General features: G+C 35.2%; 22 protein-coding genes. 8 read left to right on the forward strand and 14 right to left on the reverse strand.

What is annotated here, in order from left to right:
• Positions 1-124 precede the first annotated feature (124 nt).
• Both N4270_RS14225 and coaD read left to right on the forward strand, forming a co-directional pair.
• Positions 125-1,099, forward strand: coding sequence for a D-alanine--D-alanine ligase (locus N4270_RS14225; RefSeq protein WP_260098012.1), 975 nt, complete (start codon positions 125-127; stop codon positions 1,097-1,099).
• A 53-nt stretch (positions 1,100-1,152) separates the two neighbouring features.
• The gene (coaD, locus tag N4270_RS14230) at positions 1,153-1,608 is read left to right on the forward strand and encodes a pantetheine-phosphate adenylyltransferase (protein ID WP_260098013.1); all 456 of its coding nucleotides are present in this window, start codon (positions 1,153-1,155) and stop codon (positions 1,606-1,608) included.
• On the opposite strand, the gene N4270_RS14235 is transcribed toward coaD, so the two are convergent.
• The 6 genes from N4270_RS14235 to alaS form a co-directional block, all read right to left on the reverse strand.
• The gene (locus N4270_RS14235) at positions 1,601-2,251 is read right to left on the reverse strand and encodes a response regulator transcription factor (protein ID WP_260098014.1); all 651 of its coding nucleotides are present in this window, start codon (positions 2,249-2,251) and stop codon (positions 1,601-1,603) included. The two genes, coaD and N4270_RS14235, sit on opposite strands and share 8 nt — an antisense overlap.
• A 69-nt stretch (positions 2,252-2,320) precedes the next feature.
• Positions 2,321-4,270, reverse strand: a complete 1,950-nt coding sequence (locus N4270_RS14240) for a sensor histidine kinase (RefSeq protein ID WP_260098015.1) — start codon at positions 4,268-4,270, stop codon at positions 2,321-2,323.
• Between the two features lie 204 nt (positions 4,271-4,474).
• A complete protein-coding gene (locus N4270_RS14245) occupies positions 4,475-6,385 on the reverse strand; it encodes a PQQ-like beta-propeller repeat protein (RefSeq protein WP_260098016.1) in 1,911 nt (636 codons plus the stop codon).
• An 11-nt stretch (positions 6,386-6,396) separates the two neighbouring features.
• Positions 6,397-6,936 (reverse strand): DUF6252 family protein, encoded by a 540-nt coding sequence (locus N4270_RS14250; RefSeq protein WP_260098017.1) that lies wholly within the window; start codon positions 6,934-6,936, stop codon positions 6,397-6,399.
• A gap of 80 nt (positions 6,937-7,016) precedes the next feature.
• On the reverse strand, positions 7,017-7,967 hold the full coding sequence (locus tag N4270_RS14255) for a GSCFA domain-containing protein (protein WP_260098018.1): 951 nt from the start codon (positions 7,965-7,967) through the stop codon (positions 7,017-7,019).
• A 38-nt stretch (positions 7,968-8,005) separates the two neighbouring features.
• Positions 8,006-10,621, reverse strand: a complete 2,616-nt coding sequence (gene alaS / locus N4270_RS14260; protein ID WP_260098019.1) for an alanine--tRNA ligase — start codon at positions 10,619-10,621, stop codon at positions 8,006-8,008.
• Between the two features lie 106 nt (positions 10,622-10,727).
• Between alaS and N4270_RS14265 the strand changes: the two genes are divergently transcribed.
• From N4270_RS14265 to N4270_RS14290, 6 genes are read left to right on the forward strand one after another with little or no spacing between them, the layout of a single operon-like run.
• Positions 10,728-11,699 (forward strand): M23 family metallopeptidase, encoded by a 972-nt coding sequence (locus N4270_RS14265; protein ID WP_260098020.1) that lies wholly within the window; start codon positions 10,728-10,730, stop codon positions 11,697-11,699.
• Between the two features lie 4 nt (positions 11,700-11,703).
• Entirely contained in the window at positions 11,704-12,033 is a 330-nt protein-coding gene (locus N4270_RS14270) for a MerR family transcriptional regulator (RefSeq protein WP_260098021.1), read from the forward strand.
• Between the two features lie 53 nt (positions 12,034-12,086).
• Complete coding sequence (locus N4270_RS14275) at positions 12,087-12,698, forward strand: LemA family protein (protein ID WP_260098022.1); 612 nt, start codon at positions 12,087-12,089, stop codon at positions 12,696-12,698.
• A gap of 2 nt (positions 12,699-12,700) precedes the next feature.
• Complete coding sequence (locus N4270_RS14280) at positions 12,701-13,138, forward strand: TPM domain-containing protein (RefSeq protein ID WP_260098023.1); 438 nt, start codon at positions 12,701-12,703, stop codon at positions 13,136-13,138.
• A 45-nt stretch (positions 13,139-13,183) separates the two neighbouring features.
• Positions 13,184-14,047 (forward strand): YgcG family protein, encoded by an 864-nt coding sequence (locus tag N4270_RS14285; RefSeq protein ID WP_260098024.1) that lies wholly within the window; start codon positions 13,184-13,186, stop codon positions 14,045-14,047.
• Positions 14,048-14,091: 44 nt separating this feature from the next.
• Complete coding sequence (locus tag N4270_RS14290; protein WP_260098025.1) at positions 14,092-14,589, forward strand: YgcG family protein; 498 nt, start codon at positions 14,092-14,094, stop codon at positions 14,587-14,589.
• On the opposite strand, the gene N4270_RS14295 is transcribed toward N4270_RS14290, so the two are convergent.
• The 8 genes from N4270_RS14295 to N4270_RS14330 form a co-directional block, all read right to left on the reverse strand.
• Positions 14,586-17,366 carry an outer membrane beta-barrel protein gene (locus N4270_RS14295; protein WP_260098026.1) on the reverse strand — a complete coding sequence of 927 codons (2,781 nt, stop codon included), beginning with the start codon at positions 17,364-17,366 and terminating at the stop codon, positions 14,586-14,588. The genes N4270_RS14290 and N4270_RS14295 overlap by 4 nt on opposite strands.
• A gap of 144 nt (positions 17,367-17,510) precedes the next feature.
• Entirely contained in the window at positions 17,511-17,711 is a 201-nt protein-coding gene (locus tag N4270_RS14300; protein ID WP_260098027.1) for a helix-turn-helix transcriptional regulator, read from the reverse strand.
• 2 nt (positions 17,712-17,713) lie between these two features.
• Positions 17,714-18,184: a hypothetical protein gene (locus tag N4270_RS14305; RefSeq protein WP_260098028.1), complete on the reverse strand. Its 471-nt coding sequence runs from the start codon at positions 18,182-18,184 to the stop codon at positions 17,714-17,716.
• 137 nt (positions 18,185-18,321) lie between these two features.
• Positions 18,322-20,760, reverse strand: coding sequence for a T9SS type B sorting domain-containing protein (locus N4270_RS14310; protein ID WP_260098029.1), 2,439 nt, complete (start codon positions 20,758-20,760; stop codon positions 18,322-18,324).
• Between the two features lie 9 nt (positions 20,761-20,769).
• Entirely contained in the window at positions 20,770-22,077 is a 1,308-nt protein-coding gene (gene der / locus N4270_RS14315; RefSeq protein ID WP_260098030.1) for a ribosome biogenesis GTPase Der, read from the reverse strand.
• 74 nt (positions 22,078-22,151) lie between these two features.
• A complete protein-coding gene (gene era, locus N4270_RS14320) occupies positions 22,152-23,036 on the reverse strand; it encodes a GTPase Era (RefSeq protein ID WP_260098031.1) in 885 nt (294 codons plus the stop codon).
• Positions 23,037-23,063: 27 nt separating this feature from the next.
• Positions 23,064-23,522 carry an RNA methyltransferase gene (locus tag N4270_RS14325; protein WP_260098032.1) on the reverse strand — a complete coding sequence of 153 codons (459 nt, stop codon included), beginning with the start codon at positions 23,520-23,522 and terminating at the stop codon, positions 23,064-23,066.
• An 81-nt stretch (positions 23,523-23,603) separates the two neighbouring features.
• Positions 23,604-25,022, reverse strand: coding sequence for a TolC family protein (locus N4270_RS14330; protein WP_260098033.1), 1,419 nt, complete (start codon positions 25,020-25,022; stop codon positions 23,604-23,606).
• Positions 25,023-25,028: the final 6 nt, after the last annotated feature.

A 25,028-nucleotide genomic window follows, 5' to 3' on the forward strand; every position in this document is an offset into this window, starting at 1 on the left:
GAAAGCGTTTTTATTATGCGTTTATTTGGTATTTTAGCTTAACTGATACATTTGTGTATTATTGCTCAATAATTTAAATAAACTGTTTAACTGAAAAGCGGTTCCTGGCATTACAGGAGATAGTATGAAAAAAAATATTGCCATCATCATGGGAGGGTTTTCTAGTGAATATGAGATCTCTCTTAAAAGCGGTCAAGTTGTTTATGACACACTGGATACTTCAAAATACAATGCGTATCGCATTCATATTTTTAAAACTAAATGGGTATTTGTTAATGACCTTGATGAAGAATTTCCTGTCGATAAAAATGATTTTTCGGTACTGGTCAATGAGACAAAAATTAGTTTTGACTGTGTTTTTAATGCCATTCATGGTTCTCCTGGAGAAGATGGTTTTATGCAAGGCTATTTTGAATTATTAGGCATTCCGCATACGAGTTGTGATATGTATCAAGCTGCCTTAACTTTTAACAAACGTGATTGTTTAAGTGCCTTAAAGCCTTACGGTATTAAAACAGCTGCATCATATTATGTCAATCAAGGCGATGTGATTGATGAAGATGCTATTGTAAGCAAAGTTGGCTTGCCTTGTTTTGTAAAAGCCAACAAAGCTGGAAGTAGTTTTGGAATAACGAAAGTTTATAAAAAAAGTGAACTTCAGAAAGCTTTAGATGTGGCTTTTAAAGAAGATGACGAAGTGATTATAGAATCGTTTTTAGATGGCACCGAAGTTTCTGTAGGCGTCATTGACTACCAAGGTGAAATTAAAGTTCTTCCGATTACCGAAATTGTCTCAGACAACGACTTTTTTGATTATAAGGCGAAATACCTAGGCGAGTCTCAAGAAATTACACCTGCACGAATCGATGATGAACTTGCTGAAAAAGTAAGAGCTGTTGCCAAGAAAGTGTATAAAGTGTTAAAGCTTAAAGGATTTAGCCGAAGTGAATATATTTTTAAAGATGGTGAGCCGCATCTCTTAGAAGTTAATACGGTACCTGGTTTAACTGCGGCAAGTATTTTACCACAACAAGCTGCAAAAGCGGGAATTAGTATGAGTGCCTTGTTTGAAAATGCTATTGAAACTAGCTTAAAATAAATAATAATTACCTTTGAGTCTGTAATAAGCCACACTGCTTTTATGATGTAACTATGAAAAGAGCTGTTTTTCCTGGATCATTTGATCCCATTACTCTAGGTCACTACGATATTATTAAACGTAGTGTTAAACTTTTTGATGAAGTTATTGTTGCCATTGGTATCAATGCCGACAAAAACTATATGTTTTCATTAGAAGAGCGTCAACAATTTATTGAAGCAGCTTTTAAAGACGAACCTAAAGTGACTGTGGTAACCTATAAAGGCTTAACCGTTGATTTCTGCATAAAAAACAATGTTGAATTCATTTTAAGAGGCTTACGAAATCCTGCCGATTTTGAATTTGAAAAAGCCATCGCTCATACCAATAGAGATTTGGCTCCCATTGAAACGGTGTTTCTATTAACTGCGGCAAGCACTTCTTATATTTCGTCATCTATCGTAAGAGACGTGATACGAAACCAAGGCGATTACACCAAGTTAGTTCCTAAAAGCGTACGGATTAAATAAGATTATTGCGTTTGGCTTTTTGAACAGCCTCCAGTTTGTTATGCACTTGTAGTTTGCGATAAATATTTTCAATGTGTTTTCTAACAGTTCCTGAAGACAGGATTAAATTGGAAGCTATTTGCGTATAATTAAGTCCTTTACTTAGGTGTTCTAAAACTTCGGTTTCGCGATTTGATAACTTAATATCTTCCTTATCTTTTTCATTGTCAATACTTAAAGGATTCCGAAGAAGTTTTAAGGTCTTTAAAGCTATCGACGGATTCATAGCAGCACCTCCATTTAATGTGTCGATAATACCATCATGAAGATCTTTGGCATTAATTTCCTTTAGTAAATAACCATCTGCTCCTGCTTTGATCGCATTAAATATATTTTCGTCGTTATCAAAAACCGTCAGCATAATAATCTTTATATGCGGATATTTTTGTTTGACAATTGCCGTTGACTCAATACCGTTGAGCACAGGCATTTCGATATCCATTAAAATCAAATCAATATGGTGATTGTCTTCTAATTGTGTTATCAAATCAGACCCATGAATAGCCGAGAATTTCACATTAAAATCATCAAAAAAAGACAATTTTTCTTTCACTGTATTTATCAGAAATGTGTTATCGTCTACTATGGCTATTTTGATATTCATAAGTATGTATTTTTCAACTAAAAAGGTACAATAACAAATCGTACGAACCTATACGCTATTTGTCGTATTCTATGTATGCTGAATTTTCAATAGTATAGATGTGCCGTTACCAACTTGAGAATCGATATTAATACTGGCACCAATATCATGTGCTCTTTTTTTCATATTGTTAATACCATTCCCCATTGGAGTGGTTGCCATATCGAAGCCTTTTCCGTTGTCTGAAATTTTAAAAATAAAAGTGTTTTCAGCAAACGACACATCAACAGTAATGGCTTTAGCTTCTGAATATTTTAAGGCATTATTAATGCTCTCCTGAATAATCCGATAGATATTCATGCCTTGAACCGAATTAAATTTTATGACATCTAACTGAGAGGCTGCCGAATTAAATTCAAAATGAACACCTTCTGAAACCGTATTGGCTTTATCTATAAAATTTGAAATTCTGGACTGCAAATCTTCTATTGAAATTTCAGTCTTATTCATTGCCCAAATCGTATCGCGCAATTCGTAAATGGTGGATGATGCAAATTGACTGATGGTATCTAATTTCGTGTTTAATTTTTCATCTTTAATATCAAAGCCATATTTAAGATTATCAATAGACGAAATAATAAAGGTTAACTGTGCGCCAATATTATCGTGCAAATCTCTACTGATTCTCAAACGTTGTTCCTGCAAACGGTTTTGGGTTTCAATTTTTAACAGGGCGTCTTTCAACTGACTTTCCTTTTGAAGCTGCTTATTTTTTAATTTTTGCTGATTGTAAAACAAATACCCAATAAGCCCAAGAATTAGGGCAATAGCTATAAGTCCATAGACTTGCATATCCTTTTTTTGAATAGTTAGGTTTTTTTCGGCAATTTCGGCTCTTTGGATAAGCAATTCGCGTTCTTTTTTAGCCGTTTCATACTTAACTTCTAAATCGGCAATAGCCTGAGCATTGTTTTCTGAAAAAATAGAATCCTTAAGTGAGATATATTTCGCTTTGTTTTCTCGCGCCTTTTTAAAATCGCCAAGCATATAATAACTTTCAGCAGAAGTTAAATGTAAGTCGGCAGACATCAACTCAATTTCAGGATATTTTTTCACCAAATCAAAACCTCTATCTGTATAATTCAATGCAACTTTAGGCTTGTTCATTTCATTGTAAAGCGTAGCGATATTGTTTAAACAAGACAATTCACTTCGTTCTTCAGCATCATAATCTTCAGGTTTATCCAATGCCTTTAAATAGGTTTGCAAAGCTAAATCAGTAGCGCCATTCATATTATAGGCATTGGCTAGGTTATCTAAAAGCTTGTAATAATCAATTTTGTTATTTTTTTGCTTAGCTAAGGCTATCCCTTTTTTGTAAGTACTGATCGCTTCATCAACACGACCCAAATCTTTGAGGTTAATTCCAATATTATTCAAAGAGGCTATTTGCTCATTTTCGAGATTGTATTTCTCACGAACTTTTAGTGCTTTTTGATGATAAGCTAAGGCTTTTTCGCTTAGGTTCATTTCCTGATAAATCAAACCTATATTGTTTAATGATGATGCTGTAGATTCTTCATCATCTACAATTTCGTTCATTTTTAATGATTCGAAAAAATAATCTAAAGCTTGATCATAGGCGCCTCTGTTCCAGTTGTACATACCTAAATTATTGACACACATAGATTCTATACTTTCGAATCCATACGTGCGGCTCATTTGTAATGCTTTTTCAAAATAGTAAGCTGCTGAATCTGATTTACCGGTCACATCCATATAGATGCCATGCGTATTGGTAAGTTCGGTGAGGTTAAAGTTGAGACCTAGGTTTTCTGCCAAGTCTTTGCCTTCGGTAATAACTTCTAAAGCCTTTTTGGTGTCATTAAAAATATAGCTAAACCCGATTTTGTTATACATTCTAAGTTTAGAAGAATCATTTTTGATGTGTTTTGCGACCACAAGTAAACTATCCAAATTTTGAGAATAGCCAATAGAAGTAATAAGACAGAGCAGAATGTATATGTGTCTTTTCTTCATTATAAGGTATAAAAAAAGCATCAGATTTGATAGGCCTTTTGGGACAACAAAATGAACTGACGCTCTTTTATAAAAATTGATTAATAGCATGGCTAATATATAACTAAATGATATGTTGGTAGGATTTTTTCGACAAGTGGCAATTAAAAAAGATTAAGCGTAATCCTTAAAAATCACGCCTAATCATAATCTCAACAACAAGATTTAATTATTAAGATTGTATGCATATATGGTTTTATCATTGGCTTTGTAATAGAGATACCCTCCAAACTCATCTACCTGATACTCTGGCTTTTTATCTTTTAAAATAATTTCTTTATCAACGTTTCCAGTATCTTTATTTACCTTAACTAATCCTACACCTCCATCTAATTTTGTTAAAATAAACTGTGCGTTTTCGGTTGCAGATGAAGCTTTAAAACGGGTTGATAAATAATCAAATGATGCGCCTGCAATTCCTGCAAACATATCGGCAGCTCTTTTGGCTTCTTTACCATAATCGTTATAACTACCTAAATCATTTACACTTCCATAAGCACTTCTATTGGCTCCAGCTCTGGCGCTCATAGAGACTGTCAATGCCGTAGAAGCTACAGCTGTTATACCTCCTACTATTTTTCCAAAAGTACTTCTACCTGGAGATTTATAATAGGTGTGGTAATTTTCGTTTCCGTCATAACTTAATGCGGTCATATTTTGACTGGAAGATAAAAATATACTGCCATTTCTAATTTCCATGTGGTTAGGATCTTCTTTTTCTTCAAAATCGCATTTTGCTAAATCACTTACTTCACCACTATTGGCATCGACTGCCATTATTTTACCATCTGCAGCAATTAAATACCTATTGTTTTCATTATCAAAAGTCGAAGCCACTGAGGTTGCATTTTTATATTTTAATGGTTTATTCCATACTTCCTCTCCGGTTTCTAAATTTACAATATTGGCATCTTCACTTGTAATATAGATTAAACCTTGAGGTGAATGTGCCATCACCATAATATTTTCTCCTGTTTTAAGGGGCTTTTTAAAAAGGGTTTTTCCATCAAATGATATCTTATTAATACCACCTTCATAAATCCCGAAGAGAATCCCGTCTTCCATCACATAAAAATGTTGCACATAACCTTTGGTTTTGGGTGCTTTATCCCATAAATCTTCTCCTGTAGCCGCACTAAACATAGTGATTTTTGATTCTGATTTAGCAGCTAACGCACCACTTCCTCCAGCAACATCACTCACAACAGCTAAGCCTTGTGGCAAAATTTCAAAATTTGAAACGATTCCTTTTACTTTTCTGTCATCTTGCCATAATTCAGCTCCATTGCTTCCTATTTTATGTATTCTAGTATTCTTACCATTTGAAGTAGTTTCAAAGCCATAGATTTCTTTTTCGGTTTTATCAGCAACCATCCAATTAACCCCTTTAATTTTAGTTTGCCATAAATCTTCACCTGAATGTGATTTTGCAATTAGACCTTGTGCTGTTGGAATGATCAAAAAGTCTTTTAGTAACAGAGGTGTACCCGTGACACTAAAATCTTTGGCAATACCAACTCTACCTGGGTTATCTAAAAAAAAGCTATAGTCTAATTTTGAAGTATTTAAATCATAAACAGCCACCTTAGGTGTCATCTTTTCAAACTTATCTCCTTCTTTTTGAATACCACTCACCACCAATTTATTTTGTGGTAATATAACATTGCAAGTGTATATTTGATTCCAGTTATCATTTTCAGAATTGAAAATAACTTTACCCTGAACATAATCTATAACCGCTCGCTTGGTTTTAGCAAGTCCAGCAAACTTAGATCCCGCGCCTTGTGAGACTACGATATATGGTGAGTTAGGAATAAAATCTGTTTCTTCTGGTTTTAATTTACCAAAATTAGTGAATGTAAAAACCGGTTGGCTTTCGGTGGGTTTAATTCCCACTAAACCATCGTTAGTTGCCACAACTAAAATACCACCTACAGTAAGTGTCATTTCGTTAATTTTTGAACCTAAATCATAATTTTGATTAGGTGTTTCAGCTTTTTGAGCACTAAGTGAAGTTACACTCACAAAGAATGCAACCATCACTAAGTTCTTTAGTTGAATTAATAGCGTTTTCATATCAACTTGTTTTAATCTAAAATTTGTTTACCTAAGTTAAAAGAGCCCTCTGTAATTGTTTTCACAGACTGGTCGCCATTTAAGTTTTTGCAAGTAAACTGGAAAGTTCCAACAAGTTTCGTATCGGTTTCTTCAGATACTTTTAAAAACCCAACAGCACTATTATCATAAGGTGCTTGCCAAATTTCGGTTGTAGAATTTTGCGGATTATTTAAATCGACATCTGTTTCTGTATAGGATGCGACATTAACATTTGAAATCACAGAACCATCAATATCATAAGTTCCCACGCCTTCATAACCCCAAATTGTAAATGAAAATGCATTCCCATCGCTATTAGAAGCTATTATAACTAAGTTTTGTCCACCATTAGCAATTGTTGCCGATGACGATATTTCCATAGACTGGTACGATGTTCCGTCTACTTTTGCCACTAATACTCCTGAAGGTGCATTTCCTGGTCCGCCACCATCATCATCACTAGAGCACGATGTTAGTGTTACCAATGAAGCAGTCATTATTAATACCATAAATTGTCTTAAATTTCTCATTGTTGAATAGTTTTTGGTTCATAATGAGACAAAGTTGCGATTTAACACAAGGCAAGACAATACGACATATGTCGTATTTTTTAGAAGGTAATGTGAGAAAACCTAGTATTTACAAGGCTTTTTTTATGTTCTAATTGTTGAAGGAAGTTAAGATGCGCTTCCGATTTGGAATTAAAAGGACGATGCGCAAGGCCTTTTTGAATTTCATCTACGGCCATCATAGTTTGTTCTGCATCTTGATCAATCCAGACCTTTTTAAAAGAGCTCCAAATATAATTTACTGCGAGAGTATTAGGATGCACTAGGTCATCTTTATAAAATCTATAATCGCGTAATTCGTCCATCATAATTTCATAAGACGGAAAGTAATGGCGGCCATTTCTAGGCGCAACCAGTTGATGTATAGCAGCAATTAAATGTGATTTACTCAAGGTGTTTTCTACAAAACCATCTTTAATATGACGAACAGGAGACACTGTAAATATAAATGAGGCTTCAGGATTTACGCTTCTAATTAAACTAATGATAGCTTCTAAAGACTCGGTAATTTGCGTTACAGAAAGTAATTCTTTTAAAAACTTTTTCTGCGGCATTTTATGACAATTCGCCACTAGCCTGTCATTTTCGATGAAACGGTAAGCCCAAGCAGTTCCCAGAGTGATAATAATGTGAGAAGCCTCCTTTAAAAACTGATGCGTGGTCGCTATTTCTGTATTTAAATTGTTAAGTAATTGATCTTCGGAAACATGACTCAAACGAGAATGTGCTTCAAAACAATGCCATTGTTCATTGTGAAAAAAGAGTTCGTTTTTATTATATCTTTTTTCATTAACAGCATGGGTAATCAAGGTTTCAATCGCTAAAGGATGAAATAAAATACCAAAAGGATTTTGGTACTGCTGAAACTTATAATATGCGAATTTTTCACCAATATTTTCTGAAAAACAAGATCCTAACAATAACACTTTCGAGTTGTAATCTATTGGATTAAACTGCTGCGGTTGTAATGGTATTTTGGTTTGAAAATTCATTAATTATGAGATCCTGAAACAAGTTCAGGTTGACGACATTAGTTTAAATATGCCTTAGCTGCCTTTAAAGCTTCATCAATTCCTTGCGGATGTTTTCCTCCTGCAGTAGCAAAAAATGGTTGTCCGCCACCACCACCTTGGATGTAACTTCCTAATTCCCTAACAATAGTCCCAGCATTTAAATTTTTACTAGCAACTAATTCCTTAGAAATATAGCAAGACAAAATAGCTTTTCCTTCGTTTTCTGCGCCAAATAATAAAAACAAATTATCAAATTGGCTTCCTAATTCGAAGCACACATCTTTAATTCCGGCAGCATCTAGATCTATTTTTTTAGCTAGAAACTTAACATCATTAATCTCTATTATTTCCTTTTTAAGATCGCCTTTAATAGACTTAGCTTTTTCTTTGAGTAAACTATCTATTTGTTTTTTAAGACTTGTGTTTTCCTCTTGTAAACTTTGTAGTGCTTTTACAGGTTCTTTTGCATTATTGAGTAGATCTCTCATTTCGAAATACACTCTGTTATTCTCAAAATAAAAATCTTTAACGGCATCACTTGTAATGGCCTCAATACGCCGAATACCGGCAGCAACAGCACCTTCTGATACTATTTTAAAATGCCAAATATCACCTGTGTTTTTAACGTGTGTACCACCACATAATTCGATAGATTGACCAAAGCGAACCGTACGAACAGTATCTCCATACTTTTCGCCAAACAACGCCATTGCACCTTCATCTATAGCTTTTTGCATAGGAATATTACGTTGCTCGTTTAGCGGCAGTTTTCCTTCGATACGTCTGTTGACAAAATTTTCAACATCACGTAATTCTTCAACGGTCAGTTTTGAAAAATGTGAAAAATCAAAACGTAAATATTTAGAATGTACAGCAGATCCTTTTTGTTCAACATGAGTTCCTAAAACCTCGCGAAGTGCCTGATGTAATAAATGCGTTGCTGTGTGATTACACTCAGTTCTATAACGTTGTTTCTCGTCTACAGAGGCTCTTAATGTTGCATTGATATCTTTTGGTAAATTTTTAGCAAAATGGACAACAATATTATTCTCACGTTTGGTATCGATTATGTAAACAATATCACCATGAGCATCTTCTAAATAACCCTTATCACCAACTTGCCCGCCACCTTCAGCATAAAAAGGTGTGATATTAAATACCAATTGGTACTGTTCACCATCTTTCTTTGAGGTTACTTTTCTGTATTTCGTAATTTTAACCTGCGCTTCTAAGGTATCATAACCAATAAATTCTTGTTCTTCATCATCGATAAGAATTGTCCAGTCATCAGATTTTAGTGCTGACGCTTTTTTGCCTCTTTCCTGTTGTTCTTTAAGTTTTTTGTTGAATTCGTCATGATTATAAGTAAAGCCATTCTCACGAAGAATCAAATCGGTTAAATCTTCAGGAAAACCGTAGGTATCTTTAAGCTCAAAAACTTTATTTCCTGAAATTTCTTTAGAATTAGAATGAGTTATAATTCGGTCGAGTAACATTAAACCTTGATCTAAGGTTCTCAAGAACGAACTTTCTTCTTCCTTAATCACATTTTCAATGATTTGGCGTTGTACTTTAAGTTCAGGAAATGCAGTCCCCATTTTATTCACCAAAACATCTACCAATCTGTAAATAAACGGTTCTTTTTTATCGAGAAATGTAAATCCGTAACGAATAGCACGACGTAAAATTCTACGAATCACATAACCTGCTCCTGTATTACTTGGTAGTTGACCATCGGCAATCGAAAAAGCGACTGCACGCACATGATCTGAAATCACACGAATAGCGACATCGACCTTTTCATTTTTCCCATAGTCTTTATCTGCAATTGTCTCAATCTCGCGAATAATAGGCGTAAATACATCGGTATCATAATTAGACTGAACACCTTGTAACACCATACACAAACGTTCAAAGCCCATACCTGTATCGATATGTTTATCGGGAAGATTCTCTAAGCTTCCGTTGGCTTTACGATTGTATTGCATAAATACCAGATTCCAGATTTCGACCACCTGGGGATGATCCATATTGACTAATGACTTGCCATCTACTTTTGCTTTTTCTTCAGCTGAACGAATATCTACATGAATTTCACTACAAGGACCACAAGGACCTTGGTCTCCCATTTCCCAAAAATTATCCTTTTTGTTTCCCATAAGGATACGATCTTCAGAAATGTAATTTTTCCAGAAATCATAAGCCTCTTGGTCCATTGGCAACTTATCAGCATCTTCACTACCTTCAAAGACAGTTACATATAAAATATCTTTATCTATACCGAATTTTTCAGTTAACAATTCCCAAGCCCAAGCGATAGCTTCCTTTTTAAAATAATCTCCAAAACTCCAGTTTCCGAGCATTTCAAAAAGCGTGTGATGATAGGTATCATATCCTACTTCTTCTAAATCATTATGCTTTCCTGAAACACGGAGGCATTTTTGAGAATCTGCAATACGATTGTTCTTAGGTTGTGCATTTCCGAGGAAAAACTCTTTGAAAGGTGCCATCCCTGAATTGACAAACATTAAGGTTGGATCATCTTTTAAAACCATAGGTGCAGAGGGCACAATGCTATGTTTTTTTTCTTCAAAGAAGTTTAAAAAGGTATTTCGGATGTCTTGAGACTTCATATTCAGCAGTTAACACGTTACTTCTTATAAATTACTTTAAATAAGAAACTATTTATATATTTGTAATTCGTTCTATTATTCTTGCAAAAATAGAACTTTTTAAGATATGTCTAAAGTAAAATATTATTACGATCCAGAAACGCTTTCTTACCGCAAAATTGAGCGTAAGAAAGGAAAGACGATTAAGTTCGGTTTCATCTTTTTATTGGCCTCAGCACTTTTTGGCTTTTTATTCGTTTTTATTGCTAGCCAGTATATCGAATCTCCCAGAGAACGTGCTTTAAAACGTGAACTATCGAACATGGAATTGCAATATGAATTATTAAACAAACGTGTTAATAATGCATTTGCTGCTTTAGAAAGTGTTGAAGAGCGCGATAATTCTATTTACAGATTGTATTTTGAAGCCAATCCCATTCCTGAAGAACAACGACGTGCTGGATTTGGAGGTGTAAACCGCTATAAAAAATACGAAGGTTACGATAATTCTAAACTTATCATAGAGAGTAATAAACGTATCGATTTATTACAAAAAGCAATTGTTGTACAATCGCGATCATTAGATGAAATTGCTGTATTGGCCGAAGACAAAGAAAAATTCTTAGCTTCAATTCCAGCCATACAACCCGTACGTAACAAAGACTTAAAGCATATGGCGTCTGGATATGGTTATAGAACAGATCCGTTTACAAAGGTGCGAAAGTTTCACTTTGGCATGGATTTCACAGCACCACGTGGCACACCTATTTATGCTACTGGTGATGGTGTTGTTAAACGTGCCGATGCCAACTCTTCGGGCTATGGAAAACACATTAGAATAGACCATGGTTATGGTTATGTTTCACTGTATGCGCATCTCTATCAATACAAAGTACGTGCAAATCAAAAAGTGAAACGTGGCGACTTGATAGGCTATGTTGGCAGCACTGGAAGATCTGAAGCGCCACATTTACATTATGAAGTGTTTAAGGATGGCGAACGTATCAACCCTATAAATTTCTACTATGGAAATTTATCTGCGGAAGAATATGCACGACTATTAGAAAAAGCATCATTAGAAAATCAATCTTTAGACTAAGGCTATGCACATCAATCTTCCTGAAAAACGTTATTATGGTATTGGCGAAGTCGCTAAGGCCTTTGGTGTTAATACGTCATTAATACGATTTTGGGAAAAAGAATTTGACGTCTTAAAACCAAAAAAAAATGCGAAGGGCAACCGAAAGTTTACACCTGAAGACATTAAGAATCTAAAGTTTATTTACCATTTAGTAAAAGAACGTGGATTCACTCTTGAAGGTGCGAAAACGCATCTTAAGGAAGACAAAAAACAATCGCTTGATAAATTCCAAATTATTGATAAACTCGAAGGCATTAAAGCCCAACTTATCAAAATAAAATCACAGTTGTAACATAATCTAATTTATTTCAACTAACTAAAACACAACTTTAAAACTATAACATTATGAAAAAATGGCTTATTCCAGTAATTATCATAGCTATTTTAGCTATTGGTGGCTATTCTTGGGGAAAAGGATTTAACAACACGGCGGTACAACTTAACGAAAACGTAAGTGAAGCCTGGGGAAATGTACAAACCTCCTACCAACGTCGAAACGACCTTATTGGAAATCTGGTAAAAACAGTACAAGGTGCTGCCGATTTTGAAAGAGGGACTTTAGAAGCGGTTGTAAAAGCAAGAGCCGAAGCAACTAAACCTGAAATCAATATCAATAACGCCGAAGATTTAAGTCCGGAAAAACTAGAACAATTCAATCAGGCTCAGAGTGGTTTAAGCAGTGCGCTTTCTAGATTATTGTTAGTGGTAGAACGTTATCCTGATTTAAAAACCAATCAGAATTTCTTAAAACTTCAGGACGAATTAGTAAGTACTGAAAACACTATTAATACAGCAAGAACACGTTATAATGAAGCTATAAAACCTTATAACATTCATGTTAAAGAATTTCCAAACACCATACTAGCAGGTATGTTTGGTTTTGATGACAAACCTTATTTTGATGCTGAAGTTGGTGCTGAAAAACCTGTAGATGTCGACTTTGATTTCAATAAATAAACATGTCGAAAGTTGAAGATTTTTTAACCGAAGCCGAAGAACAGGAGATTATTGATGCCATTCGAAAAGCTGAAAACAGAACCTCTGGAGAAATTAGGATTCATATTGAACATGGAACTGATGCCGATGCCTTCGAGCGTGCTATGGAAGTTTTTCATTACCTTAAAATGGATAATACCAAACTCCAAAATGCTGTCTTGATTTATGTTGCTGTAGCTGCAAAAACCTTTGTGATTTATGGTGACAGAGGTATTAATGATGTGGTTCCTACTGGGTTTTGGGACAGTACCAAGGACATCATGCAATCGCATTTTAAAGCTCAAAGATTTAAACAAGGCCTTATTGAAGGCGTATTAAAAGCTGGAGCGCAGTTAGAAAAACACTTCCCGTGGCTCCATGGCGATGTTAATGAATTACCTAACGATATATCAAAAGGATAATTTTAAACTACAAAGTTGAGCCATCCGTAGAATATAAAAAACAGTATGTCACATACAACAAATACACTTCCATTTTTGAATATGAATCAGGTAAAATATTGGTGCTTGTTGGCATTGTTTTCATTGAGTTTTCAGACTATTTCTGCACAGTTTGACATTCCGCCTATCCCAGATGAGGAAACGAGTGTTTATGATTATGTTGACCTTTTATCTGCCACCGAAAAAAACAATTTAGAACAAAAGTTAATTCGGTATTCTGATACAACCTCAACACAAATTGTGGTGGCCATTATAGCAACTACTAAAGGGGAAAACATTGGACTTCTAACTCCTAAATGGGCACACAAATGGGGTATTGGGCAAGCCAAAGAAGACAATGGTGTTTTTATACTTCTGGCCAGAGACGATCGTAAAATCTGGATTTCTCCAGGATATGGTGTGGAAGACCGACTTACTGCCGGAATTACAGGAGAACTTACCAGGAACGTTATAATTCCTCAATTTAAACGTGGTGATTATTATCAAGGACTCAATCAAGGTGCTGATGCTATTTTTGAAGTGTTAAACGGAAAGTATCAAGGTACACGACAAGGTGATTCTTCAGACAGTGTGTTTCCTGTATTGTTTATCATATTTATGATTTTCTTCTTTATCATTTTTATTATTGCTATCACGAAAAACAGACGTGGTGGCGGCAACAATGGAAGTGGTGGAAACCGAACCAACGGAACCAGTATTTTAGACGCAATCATTTTAAGTAATATGGGACGCGGAAGCTATGGTAGCGGAAGTAGTTCTGGAGGCATCTTTGGAGGCGGTTCTTCTGGTGGTAGTTTTGGCGGAGGCGGTTTTGGTGGTGGCTTTGGAGGCGGTGGTTTCTCTGGAGGTGGTGCTGGAGGTAGCTGGTAACCTTTTTTGCCTTATTCAAAATTTAAATTCGAAACACATTACTGATGAAAAAAATTGCGATTTATCTTATTCTGATATGTTGTTTTTCTTGTAAAACAGATCGAGGTATAGGCGTTGATTATAGCTTGCTTCCCGAAAACAAACAACAAAAGGTTGTTCTTGATTTATCTCATGTATTTTCAGCCAAACAAATCGCATCGTTGTCTCAGAAAATAATTGATTATGAGAAACGAACCAGCAATGAAATTGCAGTCTTAACGGTCGATTCTATTGCACCTTTTGAAGACATTCAAGTTTATAGTAGTGCCATTGGAGATTATTGGGGTGTTGGAAAAAAAGACATCAATAATGGTTTAGTAATTGTGTTGAGAAAAAACCAAAAACACGTATGGCTTTCAACAGGAGATGGTACCACCAAGGTTTTAACAGATGCTATTTGTCAAACTATCATAGACGATTTTATGATTCCCTATTTTAAAGAAGGCAACTATTACTTAGGCATAGATAAAGGCTTGGATGTAATCATGTCCAAATGGAATTAGTCCATAATAAAAAAGCTATCAGAATCAGTATTTCCTTTTGAACCAAGGCTATTAAATTTCCAGCTAAAGCTTAACATCACGAATTGCTGAAGCACTGTACTTTGTCTGTCTTCGATATAATTTTCTGTAGCACGTCGTCTAGCATTAGTGTTTTGGTTGAGCAAATCATAAACCTTTAAAGTCAATACTGCTTTATCTTTCATAAAAGAATATGCTAAGGTAGAATTCCAAAACCAAGCGCTTTTTTGAAATCCAGGTGCCACATTAGGGTTGTATGAAAAATCAACGTTATTGGTCCATTCAAAATGTTTAGGCAAATAGGTTGTGAAGTTTAAATCCAAATCATGTCTGAGAAAATCTACATCCTCAAAAGTGCTAATATCATAGGTGTTTTTAGTAAAAGCCAATCGGTATCTCGGTCTGAATTCCATTACTTTAGGCCATGTAAAACGCAGTCCTAAACTAGGTGTTAAAGCCGTTACATTACTCTTGTATTGCACTTCATTATTAAAGTTAATATTGCGTCGCAAACTCACCGACATACCCACATCATACTTGATTGTTTTTAAAGAATCGGCTTTAATGGTTTTACTGTAATTAATGTTTCCGAAGGCATTGTAATTACCATTAACATTAGCATAAGTCGTAGTACGTTTTAAAGTTTCTGGATCAACAATGGTTCTAGAAACCACTTGATTATTATTAAAATTGATACTAGCATAACTGTAAATACCTGTTTTTTTCTGAAAATCGAAAGCATTATAACCCATATACAAACGATGATTGTTTGTTGGTTCAAGATTAGGATTACCTGTTACTGTATTCAAGGGATTTGAAACATTTTGAAACGGTTGTAACTGCGTTAAACTTGGAGGCGAATTGTTTAAAGAATAACCACTATACATTGACGCTTTAGGGCTGAACCTATAATTAAAATTAGCACGTAATTCTACGGCCTGAAAGTTTCTTTTTAAATTAAGTTCTGGTCTAAGAAAATCTTTATTTTCTAAAGTTCTAAACACATAACTAGTGGTCACACTGGTTGACCATTTATCTTTTCGGTAGCTTAATTTTACTGAAGGCGTGTTTTCTTGATTATCGTATTCAAAATCGGTACTTAAATCAAAGTTGAAATCATCATAGAGGTTGGTACTGGTATCTCTATCAAAAGTACTTCGCAAATTAGTTCGTTTTTCATCTCTGAAACTATAAGAAAAATCTAAAAAAAGCTCTTTAGCTTTTATTGGTAATCTGTAGGTTGTTGAGAGCCTAACCGTCCGATTTCTCGTATCGGAATCGGTGTATTGATCTCTAATGATATCGTCTTCTTCAGCATTAAAAAAATTGGTTTCAGAAGTTAAAAAATCATCAGAATTAGACGTATTAAATTCGTTATCCATTTCAAATTTCAGAAAAGCGCCTTTATCACCAAAGCGTTTTGTAAGATCAAATTCGGTTCCAAAATTTTTCGCATCTCTTTCAGCAAATGAAGCTGTTGTAGATTGGTTGGTAAGGGCGTTATCTTCATCACGAGTTTCCTCATTTTCAGTAAAGGATGTATTTGATGTAGACCATCTAAACGACGGATTCACATTAATTAAAAACGTGGAATCAATTTCGATATCAAACCCAAGATTTGCACTGTGATTTTGGCCGTCATTAATGGATTTCGATCGCGAATCTGAAAAGAATCGTGAATCGGGCAGAATATTTTCACGTTGAGTAATGGTTTCATTTTCTGAATCACTTCCGGAGTAAAAATAATCGGCATTAACTTCTACATTATCCCCAACAGTATCAGCAAAATTAGCACCAATATTTTGTGACGTTGTAATTCCTTGTCCGCCACCAAACGAACGACCATCAATAGTAAAAGCACCCGAACTATTAATACTCATACTATAGCCGCCACCAAACATTTTTTGAATTTCACCGAAGCTAAATCCGGGTGAATTGGTATTATTTCCTCCAGCAAGCACACTTATACGTCTGTCATTGTCAAACACATTTACCATTCCAGCATATTCGTAGCGTTCTTCGGTCCCAGCTCCAGCCGCCAATCTTCCAAAAACACCTTTATTATTTTCTTCTTTTATAGTAAGATTGATGGTTTTGTTTTCGGTATCGCCTTCTTCTCCTGCAAAGGCTTCAGATTTAGATTTGGTATCTGTAATTTGAACTTTCTCGATAATATCCTTAGTTAAATTTCGGGTGGTAATGGTTGGATCATCTCCAAAAAACGGCTTTCCGTTGACGAGAATTTTACTGACATCTTTTCCGTTGACGGTTATTTTCCCAGCTTCGTCAACCTCAACACCTGGAAGCTGTTTGAGCAAATCTTCGACATTAGCATCCTTTTTAGTTTTAAAAGATTTGACATTAAACTCCAAAGTATCTTTTTTAATGGTAATTGGTGATCTCGATTTAATGACCACTTCATCTAAGGCATTGCTAATTTTGAGTTCGATTATTTCTAAATCGATTACATCTTTATCTATGGTAATTTGTTTGTAATAGGTTTGATAGCCTACATAATCGATAAATAAATTAAGTTTATCATCATAGGTATCGTTAATAATTTCAAATTTTCCGTCTTTATCAGAAATGGTATAGGTCACCAAACTACTGTCTTTGACGCGTTCTAAATAAATGGTTGCCGATTCTAAAGGAGACTTGTCGTCTTGTGCTAGAATCGTTCCTGAAATTTTAAAAGATGTACTTTGAGAAAATGAAAAGCAGGCACTTAAGAGTGCAATGAAAAGCAGTAACTTCTTCATTTGGTTGATTGATTGATGGTTTAAAACTACAATTATAACTATTTTTATAGTTACGAAACTAAAAACTTAGTTAAAATTAACTTACATAGCTAAAAACGACTATTTTATTAATTTCGTATGAATTTTCTTAATATTTATTTATAATTATTCGCCTTCTTCTAAAAAGAAAAGTTCTTCGACAGGCAGTTTAAATAATTGTGCAATTTTAATTGCCAGTAATGCAGATGGCACATACTTTCCTTTTTCAATTGCATTTATAGATTGCCTGCTTACTCCTATCTTTTCGGCTAAATCGCCTTGAGTCATATCATGTCTGGCACGTTCTATTTTAATATTATTTTTCATAATTAGGCTCTAGCTTTTAAAAAGTTAAATCTGAAAATGAAAAACAGTAAAGGCGTAAACATGTTATAGACCAAAATATTGAAAAATGAAAGATCATACACAAAGATTACTGCAAAGATTAAAACGGTATAATTAACGATAATTGCCCATAGCAAAGAATCATTTCTCAGTTTATAAATAAATTCATCCTCCTGCTTTTCTTTAGAAAATCCAACAAATAAACCACCAACAATAATGGCAATGGCGATTAGCTCGTCAACAATACTGTTTTCAATGATGTTGAAAAATTGACCGCTACTATCTAAAGATGTTCCAATAGAAATAGGATCACTCCACAATGCTAAAACACGAACTTCTAACCAATTTGATTCAAATTCTGAAAGCATCAAAAAGACACCAGCGATTAATCCTGTAATTAATAATATCCAACCTGGAATTTTAAACTTGTTAGGTAATAAAAAACTTGATTTCATAAGACATAAATTTTATAATGACTTCACAAAGGTAAACAAAAATTTACAAAATGTAAACTTTACTTTACTTTTTGTAAAAAATAATGTCATATCAACCATGTCATATTAGTAATTAGTATCGGTATCGACTAAAAAAATTAGCGTTTTAAAGTGAAGTGATTTTTAAAGACTCTTCCATCTTCTAAGGTCACAGAAAACCAGTAATCACTTGTAGGAAGTGCTTTCCCGTTGAAGGTGCCATCCCAGGCATCAGATGGCGAATTGAGTGTATATATTAATTTTCCGAAGCGATCAAAAATATAGACTTTACTATGCGGCTGAAATTGTTCTGAAATGCCTTTTAATTTCCATGTGTCGTGATAGCCATCTCCATTTGGCGTAAAAAATTTAGGATAACCAATCACCGATACATCTTGAACAACACTACCACAATCATTTTTTATATCTCTAATGTAAACGGTATAAATGCCCGCTTCTAAGAATTCAAAAGTATTAGAAGATTGAAAAGGTCCTGTTATGGAATTTAAGGCATATTCATAATCTCCTTCGCCAGAAACTAAAATGCTAATAGAATTATTTGAAGACAAATCTTGAACGACTACAGATTCAATAGTTGCGATATTTGAAGGCAAAACCTGTATCGTACGTAGATTAGAACAACCATCTGGTTCAGTAACCTCAACGGTATAAGTACCTGTTTCATTGACCTCGATACTCATAGTGGTTTCACCAGTAGACCAATTGTAATAGTAATTATTTGGAATGGCATTTACAATACCACCACTCAATGTTATAGTTTCTGGATAGGTATTTAAACAATAGTAAATGGTTTCAAAGGTATCGCTCAGTTGCGGCAATTCTTTTACAACAAGTGTTACTTCGTTGATACCATAGCAATCGGTATTATTGTTGACTCTGGCGTAAATGGTTTGCACATGCGCCACAGTATTAAAAAACATCAGCGGCAAACTATTGACTTCAAGCGAGGCATCTTCATAGGTTTCATAGTAATTTACAGTGGCATCAATTGGAGCTCCTAAAAGGATTTGATCACTGGCCATGGACAAATCAAAAGTCACAAATCCGTCTTCAACAAGATCATCACATACTTCAAGAAGGGCAGAATTCTCGTTGGAAGAAACCACAACTTCAAGAACAACTTCTGCACTATTAGAACAGCCTGTTTCGGTATTTACAACCAAAGCATAAAGTGTTTGTGGATTGGAGGTGTTAGAAAAGTTACTTCCGTTTATCTCTGTGAGTAAACTAGCATCTTCAAAAAAGTTAACCGTTCTGTTTTCGGTAATATTCCCGGTGATTTCTTCAAAATAATTATCCAGATTAAAAACGGAAATACCATCTTGAATTGTATCATCACATTGCCTAATACTAATAGCATTCGCTTGAGGTAAATCTGGAACAGACACCGTAATTGGTGTACGTGGTCCTGACGTACATCCGTCAAACAAAGGCAAAACCCAGAATGTGGTTGTCGTCTCTAAAAAAGTACTGTATGTTAGTCCGCTATTCAATAAAACCGAAGACGACGGTGTTTCATACCATAATACGGTATTGGTATTAGAGGTTACAGCAATGGTCACATCGCCTTGATCGCAAACAAGAAGATCTTCATAGACGAGTTTAGGAGTTATAATAATTGTACTGGCTGATAAATTCACATCAGGATCGTCAGGCATACCGCCAAACTCAACAAAAAACCCACGTGGATAATACGGACTGGATGGTCCGCCAGGATCACCAGCATTTGGAAGGTCATTCCAAGAGCCAATATTTCCAATACTTGGATCGGTTATATGTGCATAATCCTCATTATTAAAGTTGTTAGGTTCGCCAGTATTCCAAAAGGAATATTCATCATTTACAGGTTGTCCATTTACTGCTCCGGTCCAAAAAAGCGTATTAGCTTCTGGACCAGTTACCCAAGTCCAGTCGCCTTCGGAAGCCGCATCACTTGCGCCAATCCATCCTGTGCCGAGACTTTGTTCGCCAGCAAATTGTGATTCTTCTTCGGTTGTTAAAGTCGCTAAATAGCCTTGCAGACCAAAATAATTTAAATCTTCTGCCGCATCGCGCGCTGCCGTCCAGGTGACACCATCACTAGTGACATACAAATAATAATGACCTGTTGATGGTAAAAAATTAGCATCACCTAAGTTTATTGAAAACAATTTGTCTTCGGTAAAATTGGTTTGCGTTGTTTGAAAAGTAACATTACTAATAGCATCAACAAACGCTGTAAAACTGGCTGGACCTTCTAAGGTTAATTTTCCTTCAACAGCCGACCAGCTTGAAGTGATATTGGGATAGGTTCCGTTTAAAACTAAAAGATCTTGATTAAGGGTATAGCCTTCCGAAATTTGAATAAATACATTATCGAGCGTATCATCACCTGCATCGGGATCAGATATAGAAACACTAGTCACAATGGGCATTGGTGCGTTTCCGCAGAACTCCTGAACACCTTCTGCTGTAATGGTTGGAGGTACGTTTTGTGTGTTGCCTTTTTCAGTAAAACTGAAGATAAAGACTAACATAAATACGTACTTAAATTTCATAATAGGTTTCTATTTTTTACGCATATAAACACTCACAGGAACGCCATTAAAATCAAAATGTTCCCTTAAATTATTTTCTAAAAAGCGTTTATAAGGTTCTCTTACATATTGAGGCAAATTACAAAAAAATGCAAACTGAGGCTGTGGTGTTGGCAATTGCATGATGTATTTAATTTTCACAAATTTACCTTTGTAAGCTGGTGGCGGATAGTTTTCTATGATTGGCAATAACACCTCGTTAAGCTTACTCGTTTTTATTTTCTTGGTTCTGTTTTGATAGACTTCGACAGCAGTTTCAATAGCCTTATAAATTCGCTGTTTATTCAATACAGAAATAAATACAATCGGCACATCGGTAAATGGTTCGATTTCTTTGCGAATCATCTTCTCAAATTCTCGAGTAGATTTTGTGTCTTTTTCAATCAAGTCCCATTTATTGACAAGAATCACGATGCCTTTGCGGTTACGTTCTGCCAGCCAAAATATATTTTGAACTTGTCCATCAAATCCGCGGGTAGCATCTAAAACCAGTAAACATACATCACAATGCTCAATCGCTCTAACACTTCGCATTACAGAATAAAACTCTAAATCTTCCTTAACTTTAGATTTACGTCTAATGCCTGCTGTATCTACAAGATTAAATTCAAATCCGAAACGGTTATATTTAGTATCAATAGCATCTCGTGTTGTACCAGCGATATCTGTAACGATATAGCGTTCTTCACCAATAAGTGCATTAATAAAAGACGACTTTCCGGCGTTAGGACGACCAACAACAGCGAACCTTGGGAGTTCATCTACCTCTTCTTCCTCCTCTTTTTCGGGAAGTGCTTCTACAAGGGCATCTAGCAAATCACCGGTACCACTTCCGTTGATACTGGCTATGGTGAAGTATTCTCCTAAGCCTAATGCATAAAATTCCACAGCATCTTCGGCGCGCTTATTATTATCAACTTTGTTGACGGCTAAAAATACAGGTTTATCTACTTTACGAAGTAATCGTGCTACATCTTCATCCATTCCGGTCACGCCAGTTTCGACATCGACCATAAAAATGATAGCATCTGCCTCCTCGATTGCCAATTCTACTTGTTTATCAATTTCGGCTTCAAAAACATCATCACTACCTTTCACATAGCCACCAGTATCGATTAGTGAAAATTCTTTTCCGTTCCAATCACTTTTTCCGTAGTGACGATCTCGTGTAACACCACTTACAGCATCAACAATGGCTTCCCGACGTTGAATCAAGCGATTAAAAAACGTAGACTTTCCTACATTTGGTCTTCCTACAATAGCAACTATATTACTCATAATTCAATATTTTATCTGCATTACATATCCTGTAAGCGGCTGCAAAGATACTCTTTTTTAAGCGTTTAAAGTGCTTACTTTTGATTATATCCAAAACGCTTGAGTTGGCGTTGGTTGCTTCTCCAGTTTTTGTTCACTTTTACGTATAATTCGAGATGCACTTGCTTTCCAAAAAACTGCTCTAAATCTTTTCTAGCTTCCATACCAACACGCTTGAGTGCGCTTCCTTTATGGCCAATGATGATTCCTTTTTGCGTCTCGCGTTCAACCATAATTACCGATCGCATTCTAATAATTTTTTCTTCTTCGAAAAACTCTTCGGTATCAATTTCTACTGCGTAAGGAATTTCCTTTTTATAATGCATCAGTATTTTTTCCCGTATCGTTTCGTTTACAAAAAAGCGCTCAGGCCTATCGGTTAGCTGGTCTTTTGGATAAAATGCAGGTGACATTGGGAGCAATTCAATAATGCGATTAAACACTTCTTTCACATTAAATCCTTCCAGAGCTGAAATTGGAAAAATCTCAGCATTGGGTACTTTCCCAGACCATAAAGCTACTTGTGATTCTAACTGTTCTTGATCAGATTTATCGATTTTATTTAAAAGCAGTAATACCGGAATTTTAGAATTGGTAATTTTCTTAAAAAAGGCTTCATCTTTCAATTCTTGCTCACCAATTTCAACCATATAAATCAAGACATCGGCATCTTCAAAAGCAGATTTTACAAAATCCATCATCGACTCTTGTAATTCGTAAGCGGGTTTAATAATCCCAGGAGTATCACTCAAAATCACCTGAAATTCATCACCATTAACAATCCCTAAAATACGATGTCTCGTTGTTTGCGCTTTAGACGTAATAATTGACAACTTCTCACCAATAAAGGCATTCATTAAGGTGGATTTCCCAACATTAGGATTTCCAATAATATTTACAAAACCTGCTTTATGACTCATGATACTGAAATTAAATAGGTCACAAAGTTACGACCTTGGTTTGTTTATTCCTCTATCATACATCACAATACTTCCGGCAACAGCTACATTTAAGCTCAGTTGTGATTTAAATTTAACCAAAAAATGACTCTTTTCGATAGCTTTATGTGACAAGCCATGATCTTCGGCACCCAGCAAATACACACAACGTCTCGGATGGTGAAAGGTTTCTAAATCTTGAGCTTTATCTGTTAGTTCAACACCTACAACTCGGGCACCTTTGGGAAGATTTTTATAAAACGCATCAAATGTATCATAATGAAAATAGGGCATCGACTTGACCGCATTGTGAGTATCGCTTGATTGTTTTGCATAGCGATTGCCGATGGTAAAAATAAAACTTGCACCAAGATTTTGTGCAGAACGCCAAAGTGCCCCTAAGTTTTCTGGTGTTTTTCCATTTTGGATACCGATTCCGAAGTATTCATTTTCGAAGTTATCTATCATACTACAAAAATAAAAAACCTCTTGAGTTTTCAAATGGTTTTCCAGCAGACAAATACATCGAGACCAGAAGTGCCTTCCCTTTTAAAATTCTCCTCGATAATACTCCAGCACTTTAACCCTCAAAATGTATTCGTATTTGGCATTGTTAAGATTGAGTTTGGCATTATCGAGATTGTTTTTACTGGTGACGAAATTCAAAAAATTTGAAACACCACTATTGAATCTGATTTCATTAATTCTGTAGGATTCTTCAAAGGCTTCCACTTGCTTTTGAAGACTTTCATACCTCAGATAACTGGCGTTCATATCAAAATGCACTTGTTTTATAGTGTTTTTGATATCCAAATGTGTGCGTTCCAATTCTAGAAGTGATTCTTCAACTTTGATCTTCTCTCGTGCAACATTATACTTCGCTCTAAATCCATTAAACAACGGCACACTTACCGAAAAACCTACAACTGTACTTAAATTATTATCTAATTGATCTCTAAAATCAATTGATTGCGAGTTAAATGTGGTTTGCTCTGTAAAAACTGGTAAATCCTGATTATCAACCGTTACAAAATCGCCCGTTTCAACAATAGAGGATCCTGCTTCTGAAAACGTTTGGGCAGCACTTGAATAATTAGTGTTAAGTCCGGCGAAAATAGATATGTCTGGTGTAAATTGTGCTTTAGCAACATGAACTCCTTTTTTTGCCGCATCAATTCTCAAGGCTCTGGCTTTAAAGGTTGCCAGATTTTCGAGCGCATCTGTATAGACTTCATCAGCAGACCATTGGTACAGTGTCATATCAAGCATTAAATCTTTAGCTTCTAAATGCAATTCGTCATTTAAATTTAATAGTCTAACGAGGTTAAGTTTTGCGTTATTTAAAGCGCTTTCAGCCACAATGATACTGGTTTCATCGATTGTTTTCTGTGCGACAATATCGGTGTAATCTGCTGGATTTCCCGATTCATTTTCGTAAAATTCTTTTTGAATGCTGAGTTGTTTATTGGTCGTTTCTAAACGTTGTTTTGCCAATTGCAAATTATCACGACTATTTAAAACCTGAAGGTAAGCCAGTGTAACATTGAGGATTAAATCTTGTTGTGCGGCTTCCCTTTCCATTTCGGCAGCTAAAGTATTCAACCTGTTTTGCTTCGCGGTATTAATCAATCTGAAACCATTAAAAATAGTCGCGTCTAAATTTAGTCCTGCGTTTGAAAAGGTGAACTCCTGATTTACAAAATCGTTTGTAAAAGGATCAATGCTTCGACCTGTGTTTACACCTAAATTAAAATTACCATTAATACTTGGCAAAAGATTTGCCTTAGATTGCTGAAAGTTGATTTTTTCAGTATGGGCGTTTAATCCTGAAGATTTAAAATCCAGATTATTAGCTAAAGCGATAGTAATACAATCATCTAAAGAATAACTGTCTTTAGACTCTGTTTGTGAATAGCCCGTGCAGACGATTACTAAAAAGAAGAATTGTATCAAGTGTTTCTGAATCATAATTTT

Origin of the sequence: Psychroserpens sp. SPM9 (assembly GCF_025153525.1) — a bacterium.
Lineage (GTDB): Bacteria > Bacteroidota > Bacteroidia > Flavobacteriales > Flavobacteriaceae > Psychroserpens.